16 protein-coding genes are annotated in these 19,921 nt (G+C 64.5%); 9 read left to right on the top strand and 7 right to left on the bottom strand.

Translation table 11 applies throughout. From position 1 onward, the window contains the following. Positions 1-19 precede the first annotated feature (19 nt). The 4 genes from FJ492_RS25770 to FJ492_RS25755 all read right to left on the bottom strand — a co-directional run bounded on the left by FJ492_RS25770 (position 20) and on the right by FJ492_RS25755 (position 5,441). Positions 20-751, bottom strand: coding sequence for an SDR family oxidoreductase (locus FJ492_RS25770; protein WP_140772948.1), 732 nt, complete (start codon positions 749-751; stop codon positions 20-22). A 173-nt stretch (positions 752-924) separates the two neighbouring features. Further along, complete coding sequence (locus tag FJ492_RS25765) at positions 925-3,297, bottom strand: aldehyde dehydrogenase family protein (RefSeq protein WP_140772946.1); 2,373 nt, start codon at positions 3,295-3,297, stop codon at positions 925-927. A gap of 66 nt (positions 3,298-3,363) precedes the next feature. Further along, the gene (gene deoC / locus FJ492_RS25760) at positions 3,364-4,410 is read right to left on the bottom strand and encodes a deoxyribose-phosphate aldolase (RefSeq protein ID WP_140772944.1); all 1,047 of its coding nucleotides are present in this window, start codon (positions 4,408-4,410) and stop codon (positions 3,364-3,366) included. A gap of 203 nt (positions 4,411-4,613) precedes the next feature. Beyond that, the gene (locus tag FJ492_RS25755) at positions 4,614-5,441 is read right to left on the bottom strand and encodes a ferredoxin--NADP reductase (protein ID WP_140772942.1); all 828 of its coding nucleotides are present in this window, start codon (positions 5,439-5,441) and stop codon (positions 4,614-4,616) included. A 219-nt stretch (positions 5,442-5,660) separates the two neighbouring features. Between FJ492_RS25755 and FJ492_RS25750 the strand changes: the two genes are divergently transcribed. Together FJ492_RS25750 and FJ492_RS25745 are read left to right on the top strand one after the other, a co-directional pair. Then, positions 5,661-7,745, top strand: a complete 2,085-nt coding sequence (locus tag FJ492_RS25750) for a hydantoinase/oxoprolinase family protein (protein WP_140772940.1) — start codon at positions 5,661-5,663, stop codon at positions 7,743-7,745. 1 nt (position 7,746) lies between these two features. After that, a complete protein-coding gene (locus tag FJ492_RS25745) occupies positions 7,747-9,480 on the top strand; it encodes a hydantoinase B/oxoprolinase family protein (protein ID WP_140772938.1) in 1,734 nt (577 codons plus the stop codon). Positions 9,481-9,955: 475 nt separating this feature from the next. Here FJ492_RS25745 and FJ492_RS25735 read toward each other — a convergent pair whose 3' ends face one another. The 3 genes from FJ492_RS25735 to FJ492_RS25725 all read right to left on the bottom strand — a co-directional run bounded on the left by FJ492_RS25735 (position 9,956) and on the right by FJ492_RS25725 (position 12,614). Next, on the bottom strand, positions 9,956-10,612 hold the full coding sequence (locus FJ492_RS25735) for a methionine ABC transporter permease (protein ID WP_140506916.1): 657 nt from the start codon (positions 10,610-10,612) through the stop codon (positions 9,956-9,958). Then, on the bottom strand, positions 10,593-11,675 hold the full coding sequence (locus tag FJ492_RS25730; RefSeq protein WP_140772936.1) for a methionine ABC transporter ATP-binding protein: 1,083 nt from the start codon (positions 11,673-11,675) through the stop codon (positions 10,593-10,595). Before FJ492_RS25730 ends, FJ492_RS25735 begins: the two co-directional genes overlap by 20 nt. A gap of 84 nt (positions 11,676-11,759) precedes the next feature. Further along, entirely contained in the window at positions 11,760-12,614 is an 855-nt protein-coding gene (locus FJ492_RS25725) for a MetQ/NlpA family lipoprotein (RefSeq protein WP_140772934.1), read from the bottom strand. Between the two features lie 440 nt (positions 12,615-13,054). Here FJ492_RS25725 and FJ492_RS25720 point away from each other — a divergent pair, with 440 nt between their 5' ends. The 7 genes from FJ492_RS25720 to FJ492_RS25690 all read left to right on the top strand — a co-directional run bounded on the left by FJ492_RS25720 (position 13,055) and on the right by FJ492_RS25690 (position 19,795). Beyond that, positions 13,055-13,447, top strand: a complete 393-nt coding sequence (locus FJ492_RS25720; RefSeq protein WP_246676123.1) for a hypothetical protein — start codon at positions 13,055-13,057, stop codon at positions 13,445-13,447. Positions 13,448-13,644: 197 nt separating this feature from the next. Then, positions 13,645-14,739 (top strand): transporter substrate-binding protein, encoded by a 1,095-nt coding sequence (locus FJ492_RS25715; protein WP_140772930.1) that lies wholly within the window; start codon positions 13,645-13,647, stop codon positions 14,737-14,739. After that, positions 14,736-15,365: an ANTAR domain-containing protein gene (locus FJ492_RS25710; RefSeq protein ID WP_140772928.1), complete on the top strand. Its 630-nt coding sequence runs from the start codon at positions 14,736-14,738 to the stop codon at positions 15,363-15,365. The genes FJ492_RS25715 and FJ492_RS25710 overlap by 4 nt, the downstream gene beginning before the upstream one ends. Further along, complete coding sequence (locus FJ492_RS25705; protein ID WP_140772926.1) at positions 15,343-16,248, top strand: ABC transporter permease; 906 nt, start codon at positions 15,343-15,345, stop codon at positions 16,246-16,248. Before FJ492_RS25710 ends, FJ492_RS25705 begins: the two co-directional genes overlap by 23 nt. Beyond that, entirely contained in the window at positions 16,245-17,165 is a 921-nt protein-coding gene (locus tag FJ492_RS25700) for an ABC transporter permease (protein WP_140772924.1), read from the top strand. The genes FJ492_RS25705 and FJ492_RS25700 overlap by 4 nt, the downstream gene beginning before the upstream one ends. 100 nt (positions 17,166-17,265) lie before the next feature. Then, the gene (locus FJ492_RS25695; RefSeq protein WP_246676125.1) at positions 17,266-18,861 is read left to right on the top strand and encodes an ABC transporter substrate-binding protein; all 1,596 of its coding nucleotides are present in this window, start codon (positions 17,266-17,268) and stop codon (positions 18,859-18,861) included. Continuing rightward, positions 18,851-19,795, top strand: a complete 945-nt coding sequence (locus FJ492_RS25690; RefSeq protein WP_140506899.1) for an acetamidase/formamidase family protein — start codon at positions 18,851-18,853, stop codon at positions 19,793-19,795. Before FJ492_RS25695 ends, FJ492_RS25690 begins: the two co-directional genes overlap by 11 nt. The last annotated feature ends 126 nt before the right edge of the window (positions 19,796-19,921 follow it).

Below are 19,921 nucleotides of genomic sequence, written 5' to 3'. Positions count from 1 at the left end.
GATTGTCTCCAGACGGCGCTCAGATCGACCAGCCGCCGTCGATATTATAGGCCTGACCCGATGTGTAGGTGGCTCCGGCCAGGTAGACAGCGAGATCGGCGATTTCCTCCGGCGTGCCGAGCCGGCCCATCGGCTGGCGGGCGATGAAGGCGGCGCGGGCGGCGTCGTAATCGCCCTGGGCGTGCATGCGGTCCTGCAGCGACGGGCTTTCGACGGTGCCGGGGCAAATGGCGTTGCAGCGTATGCCCTTGCCGACATAGTCGGCGGCGACCGCCTTGGTCAGGCCGATGACCGCCGCCTTGGTGACGCCATAGGCGAAGCGGTTCGGCACGCCCTTGGTCGAACTGGCGAGCGAAGCCATGTTGATGATCGATCCGTCGCCGCGCTCCAGCATGCCGGGCAGTACCGCCCGGATGGTGCGGATCATGGCGCGTACATTGAGATTGAAGGCGAAATCGAGATCGGTGTCCTTCATCTCCAGGATCGAGCCCGAATGGACGAAACCGGCGCAGTTGAACAGCACATCGACGGCGCCGATCTCGGCAAAGGCGGCATTGACCGCCTCGTCGTTGAGTACGTCGACCTTGCGGGTCTTGATGCCGGAGGCCTTGGCGAGTTCCGCCAGCAGCGTCTCGTTGATGTCGGTGGCATGGACGGTGGCGCCGGCCTTGGCGAAGGCCAGCGCGCTTGCCTTGCCGATGCCTTGCGCCGCCGCCGTGATGACAACGACCTTGCCTGCCAGATCCGCCATATCTTTTCCTCGCCTGCTTGGGTCAATTGCCTTTATCGGCGGCCGGCGAAGGCGTCATGTGCCAGTCAGGCGCGATCGTCCGGCCTGTGCCAGTTCACTGATAAAGATGTTTTTTCTCGTTAAAGAACATATGTTCGGTCGTCAAGCCCGAACGCGATCACCAACCGCAAACATCAGTCCCCGTAAGGCACCCAGACATTCTTCACCTCGATGGCGCGGCGCAGCAAGGCATCGCCGGCGGCTTCTTCCGAGGCCCAGTCGAGGCTGCGGCCATTGCCGCTCCAGACGCGCTTGAGGTTGCCGATGGAGTCGGCTTCCGCCTTGGCGCAGGTCTCGGCGTCAGTGAACAGCCAGAGCCCGTCGACGTCGTCGTGCTTGGCCAGCACGCCGGCAAGTTCGGCGCTGCGGCCGGTTACGATGTTGATGGCGCCGGCCGGCACGTCGGAATATTCGATGACCTGATAGAGATCGGTGGCGAGCAGCGGATAGCGCTCGGATGGCACGGCGATCACCGTGTTGCCCATGGCCAGCGCCGGCGCGACCAGCGAGACGAAGCCGAGCAGGGGCTGATTGTCCGGCGCGACGATGCCGACGACACCGACCGGCTCATGCAGCGCCAGCGTCACGGCTCGGGCCGGCGGCTGGTGGACACGGCCCTCGAACTTGTCGGCGAGGCCGGCATAGAGAAACAGCCGTTCGATCGAGAGCTCCACCTCGTCGCGCGCGGCCTTGGCATTGGCCCCGGTCAGTTCGGTGAGGCGGGCGGCAAACTCGTTTGCGCGGCCGGAAAGGTTCTCGGCCAGGTAATAAAGCACCTGGGATCTGTTATAAGCGGTCGCCTCCGGCCAGCTCTTGCAGGCGCGGGCGGCCGAAACCGCATCGCGGATATCCTTGCGGCTGCCGAGCCCGACTTCGCCGGCGAGTTTGCCCTTGGCCGTCGCGACGGCAATCGAGTAATTGCCGTCGGGGCGCACTTGCTTGCCGCCGATGAACAGCTTTGCCGTGCGGTCGATTGCCACGCCATCGGCCTGCTCGACGGGCTGCGCGGAGGATGTCGCCGGTTTGATGACCGGGCCGAGCGGCAGTTTCGCCGCGAGATATTCGAACATGCCCTCGCGCCCGCCTTCGCGGCCGAAGCCGCTTTCGCGATAGCCGCCGAAGCCGCAGGCGGCGTCGAACATGTTGGTGCCGTTGACCCAGACCACGCCGGCCTTCAGCTGCGGCGCCACATGGAGGGCAAGATTGACGTTCTCGCTCCACACCGAGGCCGCCAGGCCATAGCGCGTGTTGTTGGCGAGCTCGATCGCTTCCTCGGTGTTGCGGAAGGTCATGGTGGCGAGCACAGGCCCGAACACTTCTTCCTGCGCCAGGATATTAGCCGGCGAAACGCCAGTGGCGAGCGTCGGCAGATGATAGTAACCCGACGACGGCAGCGTTGCATCGGGCTGCCAGCAGACGGCGCCCTGCCTGGCGCCCTCGGCGATCAGTCCCTTGACGCGGTCGAGCTGGGTCAGGTCGACCAGCGGGCCGATATCGGTGTTCTTGTCGAGCGGGCTGCCGACACGCAGTCGGCTCATCCTGACCTTGACCTTGGCGATCAAGGCGTCGGCGATGCCTTCCTGCACCAGCAGGCGCGAACCGGCGCAGCAGACCTGGCCCTGATTGAACCAGATGCCGTCGACCAGCCCTTCCACGGCGCTGTCGAGATCGGCGTCCTCGAAGACGATGAAGGCCGACTTGCCGCCGAGCTCCAGCGACAGTTTTTTCCCTGACCCCGCCGTGGCCTTGCGGATGATCTTGCCGACCTCGGACGAGCCGGTGAAGGCGATCTTCTGGATGCCGGGGTGATTGACGATCGCAGCACCGGCTTCCGGACCGCCCTGGACTATATTGACGACGCCCTTCGGCACACCGGCGCGTTCGCATATCTCGGCGAACAAGATGGCGGTGAGTGGCGTGAATTCGGCGGGCTTCAGCACCACGGTACAGCCCGCCGCAAGCGCCGGCGCGATCTTCCAGGCCAGCATCAGCAGCGGAAAGTTCCACGGGATGATCTGGCCGACGACGCCGACACTCTTGTGGCCGGGAAAATCCCGGTCCAGCGCCTGCGCCCAGCCGGCATGATGGATGAAATGGCGGATCGCCAGCGGCACGTCGATGTCGCGGCTTTCGCGGATCGGCTTGCCGTTGTCGATTGTCTCCAGCACCGCGAACAGGCGCTGGTGGCGCTGCATGGCGCGGCCGATGGCGTAGAGCGCTTTCGCGCGCTGGTAGCCGGTGCTGGCGCTCCATTTCGGCAGCGCCTTGGCTGCTGCGGAAACCGCGGCGTCAATATCGGCGGCATTGGCGTCGGAGACTTTGGCCAGCAGCTTGCCGGAAGATGGCTCGCTGGTGTCGAAGGTCTTGCCGCCGCTCGCCGCCTTCCAATCGCCGCCGATGAACAGCGCCTTGCCGAAATCGCGCGCCGCGAACCAGGCGTCCGCCTCATTACGAGCTTCCGGCGCCGGGCCGTATTCCATGGCGTGATAGCGTTCGAGAATGTTCATGACGCGCTCCAGATAGTTGTCAGGGCAGGCGTTGCGTATGGCTCCACGTTCAAAGCCTCGCTTGCCTCAGGCCATCGCGTGGCGATGATTGGCCGAATAATGCCCGGTCAGATGATGCTCGAGCTGGCGCTCGATGTCGGTCAGCAGGCTTGAGGCGCCGAAGCGGAACAGCTCCGGTTCCAGCCACGGCCGGCCGAGCTCCTCCTTCATCAGCACCAGCCAGTCGAGCGACACTTTCGCGGTGGAAATGCCGCCGGCCGGCTTGAAGCCGATGAGATAGCCGGTCTCCTCGAAATAGGCCCTGATGGCGCGCACCATGGCAAGCCCGACGGGCAATGTGGCGTTGACACTTTCCTTGCCGGTCGAGGTCTTGATGAAATCGGCGCCCGCCATCATCGCCACCATCGAGGCAAGCATGACGTTGCGCAGCGTGGCGAGATCGCCGGTTCCCAAAATGACCTTCAGATGCGCGTCACCGCAGGCGGCGCGCATCGAAACGATTTCGTTATAAAGCTCGCGCCACTTGGCGCCGAACACCAGGCCGCGCGGAATGACGACATCGATCTCGCCGGCTCCGTCCTTCACCGAGGCCTCGATCTCCTGCAGCCGGGTCGACAGCGGCGCCAGACCATGCGGGAACGCGGTGGAGACGGCGGCGACGTGGATGCCGGTGCCGCGCACGGCGTCGACCGCCGTGGCGACGAAGGGATGGTAGACGCAGACGGCGGCCGGCCGGATGGATTCGCCCGCAATGCCGAGGCCTTCCATGATGTCGCGGCGCAGCGGGTTGATCGCCTTGGCGCAGAGCCGGCGCACCCGCTCCTCGGTGTCGTTGGAGTTGAGCGTCGTCAGGTCCATGCAGGCGATCGCCCGCAGCAGCCAGGCGGCCTGGTTGTCGGCCTTGATCGAGCGCCGCTTGGTCAGGCTGGCGACGCGGCGCTCCAGCGCCGAGCGGTTGACGCTACGCACCGATTCCAGAAAACCGAGGTCGAGTTTCAGGCCCGGATTGCGCGCGATGTGATGGTCCAGCGGCACCGGCGTATTGGCGGCTGCGCGTGCCGGCAGCGGCGTCACCTTGGTGCCAAGATCGGCTTCGCGGATTGTGCTGCTCATCTCCTGCCCTTTCGTTCAGCGGCGTGCGCTCTTGGTGCGCATCGTTCTCCCAAAACCTAGACACTTTTGGGCGACACGCACGACGATAACCCGCGAAGCCGCGCTTCACGAGTCCTCAGGCGAGGGATAGCTGAAAAAGGCCGCGAAAGCAGCTGATTTTTGACCGGAAGGTCAAAATCAGGTTTCCGGGAGACGCGCTGGTCTCAGCCGACGAAGGCCCGCTCGACGACGAAGCTTGAGGGATGGCTGAGCGAACCCTCGTGGAAGCCGAGGCTTTCGGCCAGCTCCTTGATGTCCTTCAGCATGTGCATCGAGCCGCAGATCATGATGCGGTCGGTTTCGGGATTGAGCTTTTCGATGCCGAGGTCGCTGTAGAACTTGCCGGAACCGATCAGCGCGGTGATGCGGCCCATGCACGCCGACTCTTCGCGGGTCGTCGAATTGTAGAGCGTGACGCGCCCAGTGGTCAGCTCGCCGATCAGCGGGTCGCTTTCGAGCGCCGCCACCAGTTCCTGGCCGTAGATCAGCTCGGCATTGTCGCGGCAGGTGTGGGTCAGGATCAGCTGATCGAATTTCTCGTAGGTGTCGGGATCGCGCAGCAGGCTGGCAAAGGGCGCGATGCCGGTGCCCGTCGAGATCATGAACAGGCGCTTGGCCGGGGTCAGCGCGTCGACAACCAGCGTGCCGGTCGACTTCTGGCGCATGATGACCGTGTCGCCGACCTGGATCTTCTGCAGTTCCGAGGTCAGCGGGCCGTCCGGCACCTTGATCGAGAAGAATTCCAGCTCTTCGTCCCAGGCCGGGCTGGCGACGGAGTAGGCGCGATATACCGGCTTCTCGGCATTGGGCAGGCCGATCATCACGAACTCGCCCGAGCGGAAGCGCAGCGACTGCGGGCGCGTGATGCGGAACGAGAACAGCCGGTCGGTGTAGTGCTTCACCGAGACGACCGTCTCGGCATAGACATTGGCCGGAATCGGAAACTGCAGCGGGCGGGCTTCAGCGGTGTTGAACGCGGGCGTGGTGTTCATCAATTCCAACCTTCTCGCCCAGTTACAGACGCGGGCGCCAAACTTTCCCGTGCGCGCCCGAACCATTCAGGTTCCGGCGTGCCATGCACGCTACCGAAGCGGTAAGCTCTTGTGTCCGGAATTTATTAGTATACAAACGATATTTGCGTCAAGATGCCGCCGTAAAACACCTTTCCAAACTGTGGCATATCCGTAGTCCCAGCATTTCGGGTTTCGATAATGAAAGAGAATTTTTCGGTGCAGCCGCCGGATTCCCTGGGCAGCGTCGTCGCCGGCATCGATGTCGGCGGAACTTTCACCGACCTGCTCCTGATCGACGGCAAGGACGGTGGCAAGGTGTATCTGGCCAAGACCCCGACCACGGTCGACAACCAGGCCTTTGGCGTGGTTTCGGCGCTCGGCGCCACCGGCTTTCCGATCGACGGCATCGACCTCATCGTGCATGGCACGACCACCACCACCAATGCGGTGCTGGAGCGCCGGCTGGCCAAAACCGGCATGATCACCACGCGCGGTTTTCGCGACGTGATCGAGCTTGGGCGGCGCACGCGGCCGCAACCCTACGGCATGACGGGCACGTTCGTTCCGGTCATCCCGCGCAATCTGCGCCTGGAGGTGTCCGAACGCGTCGAGGCATCAGGCGTCGTCCGCACGCCGCTTGATGAGGCGGAGATGCGCGAGGCGGTAAAGGCGCTGATCGCGGCCGGCTGCGAATCCCTCGTCATCCATTTTCTGCATTCCTACGCCAACCCGTCGCATGAGCGCCGCGCCGCCGAAATCGCCGCCGAATTCTGGCCGAACGGCTACATCACCACGGGCCACGCGCTGTTGTCCGAAGCGCGCGAATTCGAGCGCGGCGTCACCGCCTCGGTCAACGCCTCGGTGCAGCCGATCCTGGAGCGCTATGTCGAGCGTCTGCGCACGGAATTGGCCGACAAGGGCTATGCCCGCGATTTTCTCATCATGAATGGCAATGGCGGCATGATCTCGGCGCGCTTCGTCACACGTGAATCGGCCAAGACGGTCATGTCGGGCCCCGCCTCCGGCGTCATCGCCGCCGCCTATACGGGCAAGCGCGCCGGCTTCGAAAATCTCGTCACCTACGACATGGGCGGCACCTCGACCGACGTGGCGCTGATCCGCAACGCCGAACCGGCTGTCTCGAACGAGATCGAGATCGAATATGCCATGCCGATCCATGTGCCGATGGTGGCGGTGCACACGGTCGGCGCCGGCGGCGGCTCGATCGCCCGCGTCGACGCGGCCGGCCTAATCCAGGTCGGTCCGGAAAGTGCGGGCGCCAATCCCGGCCCGATCTGCTACGGGCGCGGCGGGACCGAGCCGACGATCACCGACGCCAATCTGGTGCTCGGCAGGCTGGCGCCGAAGAAGCTGCTCGCCGTCGACAATCCGGTCACATCAGAGCGCGTCACCGGCATCTTCGAGGACAGGATCGGCAAGGCGACGGGCCTGTCGGGTGTCGAGGCGGCGGGCGCGGTGCTCAGGCTCGGCAATATGAAGATGGCCGGCGCCATCCGCATGGTCTCGGTATCGCGCGGCCATGATCCCCGCGATTTCGCGCTGTTCGCCTTCGGCGGCGCCGGGCCGCTGCATGCGACGGCGCTCGCGCGCGAACTCGGCCTGCCCAAAGTGCTGGTGCCAGCGCGTCCCGGCATCACCAATGCGCTCGGCTGCGTCGTCGCCGATCTGCGCCATGACTTCGTCAACACCATCAACCAACCCGTGGCCGTGCTTGATGAAAGCCAGCTCCACCGAGTATTGGAACGGCACCGTAACGAAGGCGAGGCGCTGATTGCCAAGGAAGCGGTGAGGCCGGAAACGATCCGCGTCACCCACTCCACCGACATGCAATTCGTCGGCCAGACCCACATCATCAACGTGCCGTTGCCGTCCTCGTCGGTAACCCGGCACGAATTGCAGTCCCTGTTCGAAAAAGCCTATTTCGCCCGCTTCAAGGTGGAGCTGCCGGAAATCCGCGCCAATCTCGTCAACCTCAACACCTCGGTCACCGGCGTGCGTCCGGCGATCGACTTGTCACGCCTGATCGATCCGGTCGGGCGGGCAAAGACGCTCGACGAGGCGCGGCGCGAGATCAGGCCGGTCTGGTATGGCGGGCGCTGGCATGACACGCCGGTGTATATCAGGGAAAAGCTGCCGCTCGACGCGGTCATCGAAGGCCCGGCGATCCTCGAACAGATGGACGCGACGACCGTGCTCGAACCCGGCGACCGCGCGCGATCGGACGCCGACGGCAACATCATCATCGACATTGGCGAGGCCTGAAATGAAGCTCGACGCCATTACCCTTTCGGTTCTCCAGGCCGCGTTGCAGCAGGTCTGCGACGAGATGGACCTGACCTTTTCCCGCGCCGCTTTCTCGCCGGTGATCGCCGAGGCCAATGACCGCTCGGACGGCATCTATTCGGCCGTCGATGGCTCGCTGATCGCACAAGGCAGCCAGGGCCTGCCGGTGTTTGTCGGCGTCATGCAATATTCGACCAGGACGGTGATCGAGATGATCGCCGATGGCCGCTGCCTGCCGCCTGAGCCGGGCGACATCTATATCGTCAACGACCCCTATCTCGGCGGCACGCATCTGATGGATGTGCGCTTCGTCATGCCGGTCTATCGGGGTGAAAAGATCTTCTGCTGGTTGTCGAACACAGGCCATTGGCCCGACATTGGCGGTTCGGTGCCGGGCGGCTTTTCGGCCTCGGCCACCGCGGTCGAGCAGGAGGGCCTGCGGCTGCCGCCGGTAAAGCTGTTCAAGAAGGGCGTGCTCGATCCCGAAATCTACGCCATCATCTGCTCCAACATCCGGGTTGCCGACCAGCGCATCGGCGACATCCGGGCGCAGGCCGCCGCGCTGCTGATCGGCCAGGACAGGCTCAATGGAATCCTGGATCGTTACAGGGATGAAACGGTTGTCGAAGCGATCGCCGAACTGCGCCGCCGTGCCGCCGAACAGATGCGCGCCAACATAGCGGCCATTCCCGACGGCACCTACCGCTCCAAGGCCTTTGTCGATTCCGACGGGGTGGTCAACGAACCGCTGACCATCGCGCTCGCCGTCGACAAGAAGGGCGACACGCTGACTTTCGACTTTTCAGGGTCGTCAAAGCCCTGTGCGGGGCCGATGAACAGCGTGCTGGCGACCACCCTGTCCTCGGTCTATCTCGCCATGCGCCACATCTTCCCCGATGTGCCGATCAGCGCCGGCGCTTTCGAGCCCCTGATCGTCACGCGGCCGGAAGGCACCTTCCTCGACGCCAAGTATCCGCGCCCCGTATCGGGCTGTGCGGCCGAGGTGTCGCAGCGCATCGCCGAGGCGGTGTTCGCGGCCATGGTACAGGCGTTGCCGGACAAGGTGACGGCGGCTCCAGCCGGCTCCAGCGGCAATTTCGCGCTCGGCGGCAACGATCCCGCGCGCGGCCGCGACTACGTCATGTACCAGATTTCCGGCGGCGGCTATGGCGGCAATTCAGGCCATGACGGCCTCACCAATGGCTGCTCGACCATCGGCATCTCCAAGTCGCCGCCGGTCGAGATCATGGAGCAGGCCTTTCCGGTGCTTTACCGGCACTATGCCTTGCGCGAAGGCTCGGGCGGCGCCGGCAAGCATCGCGGCGGTTTTGGCCTCGCCTACGAGGTCGAGATCCTGCGCGGCGAGGCGCGTGCCTCCTTCGTCATGGACCATGGCCGCTTCGGCCCGCAGGGCGCCCTTGGCGGTGGGGATGGCGAGCCCAACAGGGTGATCGTCTTCCGCAATGGCGAGCAGCACATACCGCCGCACCTCTCCAAGGAGCAGGACATTCCGCTGAAGGCCGGGGACCGCGTCCGCGTCGGCACGCCGGGCGGTGGCGGCTATGGCGATCCGCGTGAGCGCGATGCCGATCAGGTGCTGCGCGATGTGGCCCTGGGGTACTATACTCCACGGCAAGCCTGGGAAAAATTCGGCGTCGTGCTGTCGGCAGGAGTCGTCGATCGCGAAGCAACGGAAAAGCAACGCGCCGGCTAAAACTGTCGATCCTTGTGCCGTTTCTCACCGCGCCGTGATCGCCGCAGCACATGTCGTTTCCGTCTCCGACGATCGGAAAGACAGCGCATTTGCGGTTGCCGTTCACCTCGGTCGGAACCGGACTCAGCATCGACATAGACGGCAAGCCAGTACGCGCGGTCGTCGCGCCGATGCCATTCTTCGACCCGGAAGGGATAAGATTGAGAGGCTAGCCCGGTTGCGTCGATGGATTGCCTTGGCGATTAGCCGAAACGTCTTCGTCATCCGCGGGCGGAGCAAGGAGCGTAGCGACGCGGCGCAGACCCGAGATACATGCCGCGACCTCAGAGCGTTGCAACGGCGCAGAACCTGATCCGCTGCACTTTCGGTCGAGGTCCCGGCATGGATACCAGGGTCTCCGCGACGCCGCTTCGCGGCTGCTCCGCCCTGGTATGACGAAAATTGGGAAGGCTCCGGTCAACGTTCAGCCGGCTCATCACTCCCGCCGATCCAGTCTCGCCACCAGCCGGTCACCCACCCACTGGATGCCGCAGACCAGGATGATCAGCACGATCACCACGGCGATCATCACCGACGTCTCGAACCGCTGATAGCCGTAGCGGATGGCGAGGTCGCCCAGCCCGCCGGCGCCGATGGCGCCCGCCATCGCCGAGGCGCCGATGAGTGTGACCAGCGTCACCGTGAAGCCGGCGACGATGCCAGGCAGCGCTTCCGGCACCAGCACCTCGCGGATGATCGTCCAGCGGTTGCCGCCCATGGCGCGCGCCGCCTCGATCAGGCCGTGGTCGACCTCGCGCAGCGACACTTCGGCGATGCGCGCATAGTAGGGCGTGGCGGCGATCGACAGCGGCACGATCGCCGCCCATGTGCCGATCGACGTGCCGACGATCAGCCGTGTCACCGGGATCAGCGCCACCAGAAGGATTATGAAGGGCACCGAGCGGAAGCCGTTGATGACGGCGCCGAGCACGCGGTTCACCCACGGGCTTTCGGCAATGCCGCCGCGTTCGGTGGCAATCAGCGCCAGCCCGAGCGGCAGGCCGCAGACCAGGGAAATCAGGCCGGAGGCGGCCGTCATCAGCACCGTCTCCCAGATCGATCGCAACAGAAGCTCAAACAGGATCGGCGACATGGCCAAGTACCTCCACCCGCGCCTGGCGGGACTTCAGGAATGTGATCACTTCTGCGAGGTGGCTTGCGTGATTGCCGGGAATGGAGAGGAACAGCGTTCCCACCGGCTGTTGCTGGATATGGTCGATGCCGCCATGGATGAGGCGAAAAGCACCGGGCACGGCGGCGGCGAGGTCGGACAGCAGCGGCGCCCGCGCGGCCTCGCCTGCCACGTCGACGCGCAAGATCGTTTCGGTGCCGCCCGCCGGCAGCAGCCGCGCCGCCAGCTCCGGCGGAAGCTGCGGGCGGATGGCGCCGAGCAGGCTGCGGGTGATCTCGGAACGTGGATCGGCGAACACCGACCAGACTGGCCCTTCCTCTACAATGCGCCCGGCGTCGATCACCGCCACACGGTCGGCGATCGAGCGGATCACCTCCATCTCATGGGTGATCAGCAGGATCGTCAGGCCGAGCCGCCGGTTGATATCTTTCAGCAAGGCAAGGATGGAGCGGGTCGTCTCCGGGTCGAGCGCCGAGGTCGCCTCGTCCGACAGAAGTAGCGCTGGCCGCGCGGCAAGCGCCCTGGCAATGCCGACACGCTGCTTCTGGCCACCGGACAGCGACGACGGATGGGCTTTCGCCTTCTCCGACAGGCCGACGAGATCGAGCAGTTCTGCCGCTCGCTTCAGCCGCACCGCCTTCGGCCGGCCATCGATCTTGAGCGGCAGTGCCACATTGTCCTCGACCGTCTTGGCCGACAGCAGGTTGAAATGCTGGAAGATCATGCCGATGCGCCGCCGCAGCGGCTGCAGCTCGCGCTCGCCAAGCCGGCTGATCTCGCGGCCCTCGATGAAGACCTCGCCGGAATCGGGACGCTCCAGCCCGTTCAGGCAGCGGATCAGCGTCGATTTGCCGGCGCCGCTGCGGCCGATAATGCCGAGGATTTCCCCCTTGCGCACTGTCAAGGAAATGCCGTCGAGCGCCGCCGTCGCGCCGAAACGGCGCTTCAGGTCGACAAGCCGCACCACGTCCTGTGTAGCGGCCTGATCCCCGGGCTCTGTGGTTGCGGTGAAATGCTGGTTCATAGGCGGATCCTGAAAATACGATCGCGGCCCGCGCATTGCGCGGACCGCTGTCCCAGTCAAAGGCACATCAGTGCCCGGATGGTCTTAATAGGCGCTGAGGCCTGTGCCTTTGTAGACCTTGTCGAACTCGGCCTTGACCGCGTCGTTCTGGTAGGACGCCACCAGCGTCTTCACCCAGGCCTCGTTTTCGTTGCCGGCCTTCACCGCGATGAAGTTACGGTAGGGATTGTCTGCGATAGGCTCCTGGGCGATGCGGTTTTCCGGCGTCAGGCCGCTTTTCAGCGCCCAGTCGGTGTTGACCACGGCGGCGTCGAGGTCCTCGACCGAACGGCCGACGATGCCGGCGTCGAGTTCCTTGATCTCGACCTTCTTGGGATTTTCGGCGATGTCGGCGGTGGTGGCGAGAATGCCGGTGCCGTCCTTCAACTTGATCACGCCCTCATTCTGCAGCACGCGCAGCGCCCGGCCTTCGTTGGACGGGTCGTTCGGCAGGCCGATCACCGCGCCCTCCGGCAGGTCCGCGACCTTTTTGTACTTCTTTGAGTAGAGGCCGATTGGCCACACGCCGGTATAGCCGACGCGTACGATATGGTAGCCCTGCGTCTTGATCTGGTTATCGAGATAAGGCTGGTGCTGGAAGGCGTTGGCGTCGATCTCGCCGCGCTCCAGCGCCTCGTTGGGCTGGGTGTAGTCGTTGAACACCACGGTCTCGATGCTCAGGCCCTTCTCGGCGGCTTTGGCGACCACGACGCGCCAGACATCCTCGTCCTCGCCGCTGATGATGCCGACCTTGATTGCCTTCTTGTCCTCGGCGAACGACGCATGCGGTGCCATCAGGCTGCCGATCGCGACAGCCGAGGCGAACAGCAGAGCCAGGCCGCTGCGGCGGTTCAGGGTTGACCTGGGGGAAAAAGACGAACTGGTGTTGAAGTCGGACATGATTGATCTCTGCGGTTGTGAAGTCATGGCAGCAAGGCGGATTGCCCAGCCTTGATCACATCGTCAGAAATTCTATCGATTTTATCAAAGAACACGTTTCGCCATTCTCGGCGAAGCCGGAAATATTCTCTCAAAAATTCCGGGGAAGGGAGCACAGGACGCGCTTCGAGGACATCGCCCGGAAATGATGGACGTCCTTCGTCCGGCGGGTTCATCCATGGCGAGCGGAAGTGCAAAAAGCTCCGCGGTTTGCTCAGCCACCTTTTCGTGAAGGCGTGCGGGTTGATCCGGCGGTCTGCTTGCCTAGGTAGAGAGGGCGGCCGGGCGCCACGCGATCTCAACTAATCGGTATGACATTTCCCTGTATTCGAAAGCTTGCTCTTTCTGGCCTCATCGTCGTCGTCCAGTCTTCCTGCCTCGTTCCCGACGACACGTCGCGCATGACCAAGGTCGATCCCACCGCGGCGGCGGCTCGCAAGGAGATGGTCGGCCTCAGCGAAGCCGACGTTCGAATGTGCGCGGGGTTTCCGACCGCCACCGCGAATGTCGGCCAGTCCGGGCAGATCTGGACCTATAAGCGTGTCGTCCAGCGCGGCAATCTCAGCGTCGTCGTTCCTGCCTTGGCCGTGGGGGCGATCCCGACGGTCGGCGGTTCCGTCAATGTCGCTCCCGGCGGTTACTGCGACACGCAGGTCCGCATGGTCGACGGCCGCGTCGCCGAAGTTGTCTACGCCGGCGACAACAACCTGCCGAACAAGCGCGACGCGCTTTGTGTCAGCACCGTGGATGCTTGCGTGGCCTATGCCCGCCAACACAGGCCGGCGGCCAAATAGCGACAGCGGATTTCGCGGGAACCAGCGATGGCCGGACACTCGGTGTTTGACGCGGATGGCGTTGAGGGCTTGACTGAGCCGCCGGACCGAATACGCTAAGGCAAATACCGGCTCTGATCGCCGGGCGGCAAACATGCCTCGTATGCCTCGCCTTTCCCGGCGCTGGCTGCGGGGCATTGTCATTTCTGGGGTTCTGTTTGAAACGGCGCATCGAGATCGGCATCCTCTATTCCCGCTCCGGGAGCTATCAGCTCGTTTCCGATGCGTGCCGCATCGGCGCCATGCGCGCCATCGCCGACATCAATGCCGACAGGAGCTCGGGCATCGAGTTGGTGCCGGTTGAGCGCGATCCGCAAAGCAATGCCGATCGCTACGCGACGCTGTGCGAGGACATTTTCAGGACCAGCAGCGCGCGCCACGTCGTCGGCTGCGTCACCTCATGGAGCCGCAAGGAGACGATTCCGGTGCTGGAAAAGGCCGGCGGCATGCTCTGGTATGCCTGCCCCTATGAGGGTTTCGAGGCCAACGAGCATGTCGTCTACATGCATGCCTGCCCCAACCAGCATCTGGTGCCGCTGCTGGCCCATGTCGTGCCGCGCTTCGGTGCCAACGGTTTTCTGCTCGGCTCGAACTATATCTGGGGCTGGGAGATGAACCGCGTGGCGCGCGACCTGATCGCCGACGCCGGCGGCAAGGTTTTGGGCGAGCGCTATCTGCGCATCGGCGAGACCGACGTGTCGCGGCTGATCGCCGAGATCCGGGCGACGCGCCCCAATTTCATCCTCAACAATCTGATCGGCACCTCGTCCTATGCCTTCCTGGCGGCCTATCGTGATCTGGCGGGCGAGGATGCGGCTTTCAGTCCTGAGTCTTGCCCGGTGATCTCCTGCAACCTCACCGAGGGTGAACTGCCGGCGATCGGGGAAACGGGCAGGGGCCATCTGTCGGTCGGGCCTTATTTCGCGCCAAGGCCGGCCGCCTTCGCGTCCTCATTCGAAGCCTCCGCCTATGCCTCGGTGCAAGTGATGGCCGATGTGCTGTCGCGTAATCCCGACGCCGGTCCGGCGGAATTTTCAAAAATCTTCGCCGAGCGGCGCTTCTCCACCCGGCTCGGCCCGATCGCCATCGACGCGCATTCCCAGCACGCCACGCTGCCTGTCATCATCGGCCGGATCGCGGACGGGTTCTTCGAAGTCGTCAGCCGCGAGGACGAGGTCGCGCCGGACCCCTATCTGTCGCGCTACGACCCCGCAAAAACATTCGGGCGGCCGCGCCTGCGGGTGGTGTCGTGACCCGGACCCCGCGCATCCCCAATCTTGGCGGCGCCAGGGCCTTCGTCCTGCATCGCCCGCACCCGACGGTACAGGCGATCACCAGGCAATTGTCGGCTATCGGCCTGGTCACCGTCGACTGCTGGCCGGAACTGGCGCCGGAGGCGCTGGCTGCGGACTTCGTCTTCTTCGACGCCGATCTCGGTTTCGACGAGCAATTCCCCTGGAAGCCGGGCGAGGCGCCGATGCCGCTGGTGGCGTTGATCGGCTCCGAGGCGCCCGGCCGCATAGAATGGGCGCTGTCGCACAAGGCCGACGCCCAGCTCCTGAAGCCGGTCGGCAATGCCGGCGTCTACAGCGCGCTGCTCATCGCACGCCAGGGGTTCGAGGCGAGAAAACATTTAGCCGGCGAAATTTCCGCATTGCGCCAGCGAGTCGCCGAACGCCAGACCATCGTGCGGGCTGTCTCCGCCTTGTCGAAAGGCGGCGGCGACGACCGCGCCTATGCGCAGCTGCGCTCGCTGGCAATGAGCTGGCAGATCAGCGTCGAGGACGCCGCGCGCCGTATCGTGGCGATGACCGAGGAAGTAACGGGAGAGGCCAAGACCGGGAAAGAGAGCGGCGATGACCAGTCCCATCGCGCCTGATCTCACGGCCGGGCGCATGCCGGCCAAGCCGCGCGCCGGCATCTGGCGCCGGCTGGTCAAGCGCCGCCTGGCGCTGCTCGGCCTGGTCATCGTCGCCGTCGTCGTCGCGGGCGCGATCCTGGCGCCGTGGCTGACCGGCTATGATCCCAACGAGCAAATGTTCGACGGCCTGACCATCGAGGGCTCGCCCTTGCCGCCGAGCGCAAAATTCTGGCTGGGCACCGACCTGCTCGGGCGCGACCTGTTGACCCGCATCCTCTATGGTGCGCGCACCTCGCTGATCATCGGCATCGTCGCCAATGGCGTGGCGCTGTTCATCGGCACGCTTGTCGGCGTCACCGCGGGCTATTTCCGCGGCTGGATGGGCAGCGCGCTGATGCGCTTCACCGATTTGATGATGGCCTTTCCCGCGCTTCTGCTCGCCATCTGCCTGGCGGCGGTATTCCAGCCCAGCCTGTGGATCGTTGCGATGGTCATCGCCCTGGTCAACTGGGTGCAGACCGCCCGCGTCATCTACACCGAAACGTCTTCGCTCGCCGAACGCGAGTTCATCGATGCCGAGCGCACCATCGGGGCGAGCGCGCCGCGCATCCTGTTTCGCCACATACTGCCGCATCTCCTGCCGACCATCATCGTCTGGGGCACGCTCGGCATCTCGACCACCGTGCTGCTCGAAGCCACGCTCTCCTTCCTCGGCATCGGCGTGCAGCCGCCGACGGCGTCCTGGGGCAACATCATCTTCGAGAACCAGACCTACTTTCAGGCCGCACCCTGGCTGGTGTTCTTCCCCGGCGCCGCGATCCTGGCGCTGGCGCTGGCCTTCAACCTGATCGGCGATGCGCTGCGCGACATCCTCGACCCGACACAGAGGGGCCGGGCATGATCGCCTATCTCGGCCGCCGCCTGATCCAGTCGCTGCTGATCCTGCTCGGCGTCTCGCTGATCACTTTCGCGCTGCTCTATCTCCTGCCCGCCGATCCGGTGCGCCAGATCGCCGGCCGCAGCGCTACGCCGCAGACGGTCGAGAACATCCGCCAGCAGCTCGGCCTCGACCAGCCCTTCATCGTCCAGTACTGGCACTATCTGACCAAGCTCGTCAGCGGCGATCTCGGCCGCTCCTATATCCAGCGCTCCGAGGTGACCGAGCTCATCGTCTCGCGGCTGCCGGCGAGCCTGCTTCTGATGCTCGGCGCCATTTTGTGCGAATTGCTGATCGGCCTATCCATGGGCCTGGTCGCCGCCGTCAAGCGCGGCACCGCGACCGACCAGACCTTGATGGTCGCCTCTTTCGTCGGCGTCTCGGCGCCGCAATTCGTCGTCGGTCTGCTGCTGCTCTATGTCTTTGCCGTACGGCTCAGCTGGTTCCCGATCGGCGGCTACGGCACCTGGCGCCACCTCGTGCTGCCCTCGCTGACCATAGGCATTCTCGGTGCCGGCTGGTACGCACGCATGATGCGCTCGTCGATGATCGACGTGCTGCGCCAGGACTATGTGCGCACCGCGCGTGCGAAAGGTCTGGCGCGCGGCGCCATCATCTTCCGCCATGCTCTGCCCAACGCCATCCTGCCGGTCATCGCCATGATCGGCATCGACATCGGCATTTTCATGGGCGGCATCGTCGTCGTCGAAAGCGTGTTCGGTTGGCCCGGCATCGGTCAGCTGGCGTGGCAAGCCATCCAGCGCGTCGACATCCCGATCATCATGGGCGTCACCCTGGTCTCGGCCTTCGCCATCGTGCTCGGCAACCTCCTGGCCGACATCATCGCGCCCTTCATCGATCCCCGTATCAAACTGAGATGAGCATCAGGCTCGGATGAAACCAAGAACACAAACAGAGAAAGGGAACATAACAATGAAAAAGTTTCTCGCATCGACCCTGGCCGCATCGGCGCTGGCGCTGATGCTTGGCATGACGAGCGCCCGGGCCGAGGACACGATCGATCCCAACGCCAAGCAGGGCGGCGCCATCACCGTCACCTACAAGGACGACGTCGCGACCCTCGATCCGGCGATCGGCTATGACTGGCAGAACTGGTCGATGATCAAGAGCCTGTTCGACGGGCTGATGGACTACGAGCCCGGCACCACCAACCTCAAGCCCGACCTCGCCGAGAGCTACGAGATTTCGCCCGACGGCAAGACCTTCACCTTCAAGCTGCGCCATGGCGTGAAGTTCCACAATGGCCGCGAGATGACCGCCGACGACGTCAAATATTCGCTCGACCGCGTCACCAATCCGAAGACGCAGAGCCCCGGCGCCGGCTTCTTCGGCTCGATCAAGGGCTATGAGGATGTCGCCGCCGGCAAGGCCGGGACGTTGTCCGGCGTCACCGTCGTCGACCCCTACACGGTGAAGTTCGAACTGACCCGCCCGGACGCCACCTTCCTGCACGTCATGGCCATCAACTTCTCGCATGTCGTGCCGAAGGAGGAGGTCGAGAAATACGGCGCCGATTTCGGCAAGCACCCTGTCGGCACCGGCGCCTTCAAGCTGGCCGAGTGGACGCTCGGCCAGCGCATCGTCTTCGAGCGCAACCCGGACTACTGGCACAAGGGCCTGCCGCATCTCGACAAGATCACCTTCGAGATCGGCCAGGAGCCGATCGTGGCGCTGCTGCGCCTGCAGAAGGGCGAGATCGACGTGCCCGGCGACGGCATTCCGCCGGCAAAATTCCAGGAGGTTATGGCCGATCCCGAGCAGAAGGCGCGCGTCGTCGAAGGCGGCCAGCTGCACACCGGCTACGTCACCATGAACACCACCATGGCACCGTTCGACAATGTGAAGGTGCGCCGGGCCGTCAACATGGCGCTCAACAAGGCGCGCATCATCCAGATCATCAACGGTCGCGCCGTGCCGGCCAACCAGCCGCTGCCGCCGTCGATGCCGGGCTACGACAAGGAGTACAAAGGCTATCCCTATGACGTCGCCAAGGCCAAGGCGCTTCTGGCCGAGGCCGGCCATCCCGATGGCTTCGAGACGCAATTGTTCGCCATGAACACCGACCCCAACCCGCGCATCGCCCAGGCGATCCAGCAGGACCTGGCGGCGATCGGCATCAAGGCCAGCATCCAGTCGCTGGCGCAGGCCAACGTCATTGCCGCCGGCGGCGACAAGGCCGGCGCGCCTATGATCTGGTCGGGCGGCATGGCCTGGATCGCCGACTTCCCCGATCCGTCCAACTTCTACGGCCCGATCCTCGGTTGCGCCGGCGCGGTTCCCGGCGGCTGGAACTGGTCGTGGTATTGCAACAAGGATCTCGATGCCAAGGCGGCCGAGGCCGACTCGGTGGTCGACCCGGCCAAGGCCCCCGAGCGCGACAAGATGTGGAGCGCCATCTACGACAAGGTGATGGAGGACGCGCCCTGGGCGCCGGTCTTCAACGAGCAGCGCTTCACCATGAAATCGGCCCGCATGGGCGGCGCCGACAATCTCTATGTCGACCCGGTCCATATCCCGATCAACTACGACAATGTGTACGTAAAAGATGTGCAATAACTGCGACTACACCATCCACGGGCGCCATCACCATTTCGGCTGGGACAATTCGTTTGTCCCGGCTGAGCGTGTGGCGCCCGGCTCGACCATCGAGTTCCGGTGCCTGGATGCCGGCGGTGGCCAGCTGAAGCCGGATAGCACCGCCGCCGACATTGCCAAGCTCGACTTTGGCCAGATCAATCCGGTCACCGGGCCGATCTTCGTCGAGGGTGCCGAGCCGGGCGACGCGCTGAAGGTGACGATCGACATGTTCAAACCGTCCGGCTTCGGCTGGACGGCGAACATTCCGGGTTTTGGCCTGCTCGCCGACGACTTCAAGGAGCCGGCGCTGAACATCTGGAAATACGACGCCGTCTCGCTCGAACCGGCGCTGTTCGGCAAAAATGCGCGCGTGCCGCTGAAACCATTCGCCGGCACGATCGGCAATGCGTTGGCCGAGATGGGCCACCACTCGGTGGTGCCGCCGCGCCGCGTCGGCGGCAATCTCGACATTCGCGATCTCGCCGCCGGCACCACGCTCTATCTGCCGGTGGAGGTGGCGGGCGCGCTGTTCTCGGTCGGCGACACCCATGCCGCGCAAGGCGACGGCGAGGTCTGCGGCACGGCGATCGAAAGCCCGATGGATGTCGTGCTGAAACTCGATTTGGTGAAAGATGCGCGGCTGAAGACGCCGCGCTTCACCACGCCGGGGCCGGTGACCAGGCATCTCGATGCCAAGGGTTATGAGGTGACGACGGGGATCGGTCCGGACCTGATGAGTGGCGCGAAGGAAGCGGTTACCCAGATGGTCGACCTGCTCGCCGGCCACTACCAGATCGACCCGGTCGAAGCCTACATGCTGGCCTCGGTCTGCGGCGATCTCCGCATCAGCGAGATTGTCGACATACCGAACTGGGTGGTGTCGTTCTATTTTCCCCGTTGCGTGTTTGAATGAGGTTGGGTCAGCGCCGCACCCCCCTCTGCCCTGCCGGGCATCTCCCCCTCAAGGGGCCCGTTGCGCAATATTGCGGGAGGCTTGTTGTGAGGATTGAGGGCGGCCATTTTCGTTGCTTTGGAGGCT

Source organism: Mesorhizobium sp. B2-5-4, from assembly GCF_006441095.1.
Taxonomy (GTDB): Bacteria; Pseudomonadota; Alphaproteobacteria; order Rhizobiales; family Rhizobiaceae; genus Mesorhizobium; species Mesorhizobium salmacidum.
Note: the sequence above shows the minus strand (reverse complement) of the source record. Positions and strands in the feature narration are given on the sequence as shown.

Bases quoted from the DNA above. Each gene is read 5' to 3' on its own strand.
- FJ492_RS25770 (WP_140772948.1), bottom strand. From the start codon at position 751: ATGGCGGATCTGGCAGGCAAGGTCGTTGTCATCACGGCGGCGGCGCAA.
- FJ492_RS25765 (WP_140772946.1), bottom strand. From the start codon at position 3,297: ATGAACATTCTCGAACGCTATCACGCCATGGAATACGGCCCGGCGCCG.
- deoC (WP_140772944.1), bottom strand. From the start codon at position 4,410: ATGAGCAGCACAATCCGCGAAGCCGATCTTGGCACCAAGGTGACGCCG.
- FJ492_RS25755 (WP_140772942.1), bottom strand. From the start codon at position 5,441: ATGAACACCACGCCCGCGTTCAACACCGCTGAAGCCCGCCCGCTGCAG.
- FJ492_RS25750 (WP_140772940.1), top strand. From the start codon at position 5,661: ATGAAAGAGAATTTTTCGGTGCAGCCGCCGGATTCCCTGGGCAGCGTC.
- FJ492_RS25745 (WP_140772938.1), top strand. From the start codon at position 7,747: ATGAAGCTCGACGCCATTACCCTTTCGGTTCTCCAGGCCGCGTTGCAG.
- FJ492_RS25735 (WP_140506916.1), bottom strand. From the start codon at position 10,612: ATGTCGCCGATCCTGTTTGAGCTTCTGTTGCGATCGATCTGGGAGACG.
- FJ492_RS25730 (WP_140772936.1), bottom strand. From the start codon at position 11,675: ATGAACCAGCATTTCACCGCAACCACAGAGCCCGGGGATCAGGCCGCT.
- FJ492_RS25725 (WP_140772934.1), bottom strand. From the start codon at position 12,614: ATGTCCGACTTCAACACCAGTTCGTCTTTTTCCCCCAGGTCAACCCTG.
- FJ492_RS25720 (WP_246676123.1), top strand. From the start codon at position 13,055: ATGACCAAGGTCGATCCCACCGCGGCGGCGGCTCGCAAGGAGATGGTC.
- FJ492_RS25705 (WP_140772926.1), top strand. From the start codon at position 15,343: ATGACCAGTCCCATCGCGCCTGATCTCACGGCCGGGCGCATGCCGGCC.
- FJ492_RS25700 (WP_140772924.1), top strand. From the start codon at position 16,245: ATGATCGCCTATCTCGGCCGCCGCCTGATCCAGTCGCTGCTGATCCTG.
- FJ492_RS25695 (WP_246676125.1), top strand. From the start codon at position 17,266: ATGCTTGGCATGACGAGCGCCCGGGCCGAGGACACGATCGATCCCAAC.
- FJ492_RS25690 (WP_140506899.1), top strand. From the start codon at position 18,851: ATGTGCAATAACTGCGACTACACCATCCACGGGCGCCATCACCATTTC.